The sequence below is a fragment of the Collimonas fungivorans genome, from assembly GCF_028292705.1.
Taxonomy (GTDB): Bacteria; Pseudomonadota; Gammaproteobacteria; order Burkholderiales; family Burkholderiaceae_D; genus Collimonas; species Collimonas fungivorans_B.
In genome coordinates this window covers 1-4,239 of record NZ_JAQGLV010000292.1, presented here as the reverse complement: position 1 = coordinate 4,239, position 4,239 = coordinate 1, and the positions used below count along the sequence as shown (strand labels likewise).

Sequence of the window (4,239 nt, the reverse complement as noted above, 5' to 3'; positions counted from 1 at the left end):
AGGAAATTGTCGAGATAATAAAACCGGTTTTCCAGCACTCTGACCATGTTACGGGCACCGCGGCGCGACGTATTGCGCGCCAGGTAAAAATTGAAGGATGATTGACTGTATGAATATACAGTCATATCGCAGTATATATCAACCCCTGGAAATTCTTCCTTGCGCCGCAAAGAGCCGCTGCCGGCCATAAAAATCCTGGCATTCCAATCTGGAATGTTAGCTATCGCTCATTCGCCCCAAGTTGCTCCTGCTAAGCTTTTATCCAGGCATTTTCTCCCCAGGCGGATAAACTTGAATGAGGATCTCCCGATGAGCATCTTGACCAAATCCCTGGCCGCAACAGGCTTGTGCCTCGCGTCCTCCTGCGCGCTGGCCGATCCGTCGCCGGCGCTGGACCGTTTCAGCCTGTCGGTCGGCGGCTATTATGTCGAGCCGACTTTCAATATCGGCGTCAACACCAAATACGGCCGCGCCGAGACCGGCGACCTGACGCGCGACCACAAGACGCTGGGCCGGGTGCGCGCCGACGTGCTGCTGGGCGACCACCAGGGCCTGGCGTTCGATTACTACCGCTACACCAACAATTTTGACGCCACCATCGCCCGCACCGCCACCGTCAATGGCCAGGTGGTCACCGGCGACGCTTCCGCCAATGCCCGCCTCAAGGTCGAACTGGCGCAGCTGGCCTATAAATGGTGGTTCGGATCCGGCAATACGGTATTCGGCCTCGGCGCCGGCGCCGCCTACTACCAGGCCGACCTCGACACCATGGCGCGCGGCTCGCTGGACGGCGTCAGCGGCACCGCCAGCGATTCGCGCAGCGACAACGCCATCGCGCCGCTGCTGGAAGTGGGCGTGCGCACCGCGCTGAGCGACAATGTGCGCCTGTACGCCGAGGCTTCCGGCGTCAAGAAAAACGGCGGCAACATCAACGGCCATATCTATAACGGCAATGTCGGCGTCGAGTGGTTTCCGTTCAAGAATGTCGGCATCGGCGCCGACTACGGCATCACCAAGATCCAGCTGTACCGGGACAGCGCCAACTATGAGGCCAACCTGGGCGTCAAGCTGGTCGGGCCCAGCGCTTACCTGAAAGTGCGCTTCTGATCAGGAAGCGGCCTGGAACAGGCTAGCGGTCATCGTCGTCAGATATATCTTCGATACTGACGATATCGCCGCCGCGCTCCACGATCTCCCGGTGGCAGGCCGCCAGCAGCACGTCGAAATCGGCGTCTTCCATTTCGCCCTCGATATCTTCCTGCACCGGATCGGCGTCGTCATCGGTATCGGTCTGCTCAAATTTCGGGCTGGTCCCGATATATGAAGCGCTATACGGACCGCCGTCATCCGTCTCCGTGACTACCAGCGTGAAAAGCGCATTGTTGGTTTCAATGATGTAGGTACTGATTGGCCTCATACAGATCTCCTTGCCCATCCAGACGATGAATGAATTACCCTCGCAGAACACCGGCGTGCACCGGCCGGCCCGGTTCTGGCGCGCCGGGCCTTGACAGTGTCATTGGGAGTGAGAGGGACTGGAGCTTAAATAATTCTCCATCGGGAGCGATTTCGCAAGTTTTTTTGCTATCGCGAACGGCGTGAGGTTGTCAGCGGCCGGATCCCCAGTCTCTGCGAGGACGCTCGTCGATTACGGAAATATCCTGAATACCGAGGATTTCGCCGCCGCGCTCCGCGATCTGCCGGTGGCAGGTGGCGATCAGCACATCGAAATCGACGTCTGCCGCTTGGCCGTCAAGATCTTTCTGGCCCAGCCCGGGATTATCCACCCAGGGCAGTTCGACTTTCTGGCGCGTCCCGACATAGGTCGCCTTGTAGGGGCCGCCATGGCTGCCTTCGGTGACGACCAGCGTAAACAGCGCATTCGTGGTTTCAATCATGTAAGTACGGACCAGCTCCATAACCATTTCCTTGATCTGCCTGCAACTGGATGCTTCAGGTTCTCTTAACTATACTGCCATCGATGTTCACGTGCTCGAGTTCGGGCTCCGGCTCAGCCGGCAAGGCCGGCGCCAGCAGCCGCTTGGGCGGCGCAATTTGCGATGAAGGGGATATCGGAGTGATGGTCGGCGCACCGGTTTTAGCGGCTCGTTCGCTGCTGAAAACGGAAATCGCCGTAATCAGGCCAGTGACAAATATATATTTCGCCAGCATGTTTCCTCCTAGCCAGTACCGGCGACGCCGGAATAAGAGGAAGGCATGATGCGCTTCAACCGCGGGACTGTATGTTCGGTGCTTAACACTGGCTATCGGCCGGGATCGGTGATACTGGAGGCGGCGACAACTAGGAGAGAACCATGAAGCTCAAGGGATCCTGCCATTGCGGCGCAGTCCGTTTCAGCCTGGAAAGCGATACGCCCTATCCTTACCAGCGCTGTTATTGTTCGATTTGCCGCAAGACCCAGGGCGGCGGCGGATACGCCGTCAACATCGGCGGCGACGCCAGCACCCTGAAGGTGCAAGGCCAGGACGACATCAGCGTCTACCACGCAAAACTCAAACGGCAAGGCGAATCACGGCTCCACACCAGCACGGCGCAACGGCATTTCTGCCGGCGCTGCGGCAGCGCGCTGTGGCTCTACAGCCCGGAATGGCCGGAGCTGGTCCACCCGTTCGCTTCCGCCATCGATACGCCGCTGCCGGCGCCGCCCGAATATACCCACCTGCTGTTAGCCTATAAAGCGCCATGGGTGGAAGTCAAGGCTGGCCGCAAGGACAAGCAGTTCACGCAGTTTCCGCATGAATCCTTGTTTGAATGGCATGAGCGGCTGGATTTGCTGAAATGACAGACAGCTATGCCACGGCCCGATATCTGTCGCCTATCGGGCCGCGCCTGCTACCTGAAAACGCCCGGCATCAGTCGTACAGTACGGCGGCGATCTTGGGATCGTTGATATTGCTCTTGTCGTACCAGTAGAAACCGGTATCGATCACCTTGGGCAGTTTTTCACCCTTGAGCGCCTTGACCGCGGCCTCTACCGTCTTATAGCCGATGCCGACCGGGTTCTGTGTGATGGCGCCGGCCATGCTGCCGTCTTTGATCGCATCTTTCTGCTGCTTGCCGGAGTCATAGCCGACGATCACCAGCTTGCGTTTCATTTCCTTGGCGCCGTTCAGTACGCCAATGGCGGAGCCTTCATTGGTGCCGAAAGCGCCCTTCAGGCGTGGATAGGCTTGCAGGATGGACTTGGTGATCTCGGTCGATTTCAACTGGTCGCCGGCGCCGTACTGGATGCTGACGATCTTGATCTTGGGATAAGTCTTCATGCGTTCGACAAAACCGTCGCGGCGGTCGATGCCGGTACGGCTGGTCTGGTCATGCGCCACTACCGCCACTTCGCCTTCCTTGCCGATCAGCTCAGCCATCTTGTCGGCCGCCAGCGCCGCCGCCGCCTTGTTGTCGGTGGTGGCGGTAGTCACTGGAATGTCGCTGTCGACACCCGAGTCAAACGCAACGATAGGGATATGAGCGGCCTGGGCCTTTTTCAGCAACGGCAAAGCAGCCTTGCTGTCCAGCGCGGCGAAGCCGATCGCCTTCGGCTTCTTGGCCAGCGCCGCCGACAGCATGTCGATCTGCTTGTCGACCATGGCTTCGGTTTCCGGCCCTTCGAACGACACCTTCACATTGAAATCCTTGGCGGCCTGCTCCGAGCCGGCTTTCACCGCTTGCCAGAACTGGTGTTGGAAGCCTTTCGAGATCAGGGGAATATAGACATCCTCGGCTACCGCCGCGGCGCTGAATCCCAGCGCAAGCGCCAGGCCGACGGCGATGTTGACTGCTCTTCTCTTTATCATTTCAAGTCTCCTCTTATGGTTATAAAACGGTGGGCCTTGCTGCAACGGCCCGTAACTGCACCTGCAAAACTTGCTCTTATCACTGGCGCCGGCGGCGCAGGATATCCATGTACACCGCCAGGATGATGATCACGCCGGTCACCACGGTCTGCCATTCCTGCGCCACCGACATCATGCGCAAGCCGTTGATCAGCACGCTCATGATGAAAGCGCCGATGATGGTGCCGAGGATGGTGCCGGTGCCGCCTGACAAGGAAGTGCCGCCGATCACCACCGCGGCGATCGCATCCAGCTCATAACCCTGCCCCAGCGCCGGCTGCGCCGAATTGAGCCGCGACGCGATCAGCAGCCCGGCGATGCCGCAGATGGCGCCGCCGACGGTGTACACCGCCACTTTCCAGAAATCGACATTGACGCCCGACAGCC

The 4,239-nt window shown here is 59.2% G+C and carries 8 protein-coding genes; 2 read left to right on the top strand and 6 right to left on the bottom strand.

Features of this window, described 5'->3' with window-relative positions:
- Positions 1 to 188: hypothetical protein (locus JWQ61_RS16380; protein ID WP_304361462.1), on the bottom strand; the 188-nt coding region annotated here is incomplete at its 3' end.
- Positions 189 to 309: 121 nt separating this feature from the next.
- Here JWQ61_RS16380 and JWQ61_RS16375 point away from each other — a divergent pair.
- A complete protein-coding gene (locus JWQ61_RS16375; protein ID WP_304361461.1) occupies positions 310 to 1,107 on the top strand; it encodes a hypothetical protein in 798 nt (265 codons plus the stop codon).
- 22 nt (positions 1,108 to 1,129) lie between these two features.
- Here JWQ61_RS16375 and JWQ61_RS16370 read toward each other — a convergent pair whose 3' ends face one another.
- The 3 genes from JWQ61_RS16370 to JWQ61_RS16360 all read right to left on the bottom strand — a co-directional run bounded on the left by JWQ61_RS16370 (position 1,130) and on the right by JWQ61_RS16360 (position 2,172).
- The gene (locus JWQ61_RS16370) at positions 1,130 to 1,417 is read right to left on the bottom strand and encodes a hypothetical protein (protein WP_304361460.1); all 288 of its coding nucleotides are present in this window, start codon (positions 1,415 to 1,417) and stop codon (positions 1,130 to 1,132) included.
- A gap of 190 nt (positions 1,418 to 1,607) precedes the next feature.
- Complete coding sequence (locus JWQ61_RS16365; RefSeq protein ID WP_304361459.1) at positions 1,608 to 1,919, bottom strand: hypothetical protein; 312 nt, start codon at positions 1,917 to 1,919, stop codon at positions 1,608 to 1,610.
- Positions 1,920 to 1,953: 34 nt separating this feature from the next.
- Entirely contained in the window at positions 1,954 to 2,172 is a 219-nt protein-coding gene (locus JWQ61_RS16360) for a hypothetical protein (protein ID WP_304361458.1), read from the bottom strand.
- A 143-nt stretch (positions 2,173 to 2,315) separates the two neighbouring features.
- Between JWQ61_RS16360 and JWQ61_RS16355 the strand changes: the two genes are divergently transcribed.
- Positions 2,316 to 2,804 carry a GFA family protein gene (locus JWQ61_RS16355; RefSeq protein WP_304361457.1) on the top strand — a complete coding sequence of 163 codons (489 nt, stop codon included), beginning with the start codon at positions 2,316 to 2,318 and terminating at the stop codon, positions 2,802 to 2,804.
- A gap of 70 nt (positions 2,805 to 2,874) precedes the next feature.
- Here the strand turns inward: JWQ61_RS16355 and JWQ61_RS16350 are convergent, their stop codons facing one another.
- Both JWQ61_RS16350 and JWQ61_RS16345 read right to left on the bottom strand, forming a co-directional pair.
- The gene (locus JWQ61_RS16350) at positions 2,875 to 3,813 is read right to left on the bottom strand and encodes an ABC transporter substrate-binding protein (RefSeq protein WP_304361456.1); all 939 of its coding nucleotides are present in this window, start codon (positions 3,811 to 3,813) and stop codon (positions 2,875 to 2,877) included.
- A gap of 79 nt (positions 3,814 to 3,892) precedes the next feature.
- Positions 3,893 to 4,239, bottom strand: a 347-nt coding sequence (locus JWQ61_RS16345; RefSeq protein WP_369684905.1) for an ABC transporter permease, incomplete at its 5' end; no start/stop codon positions are given.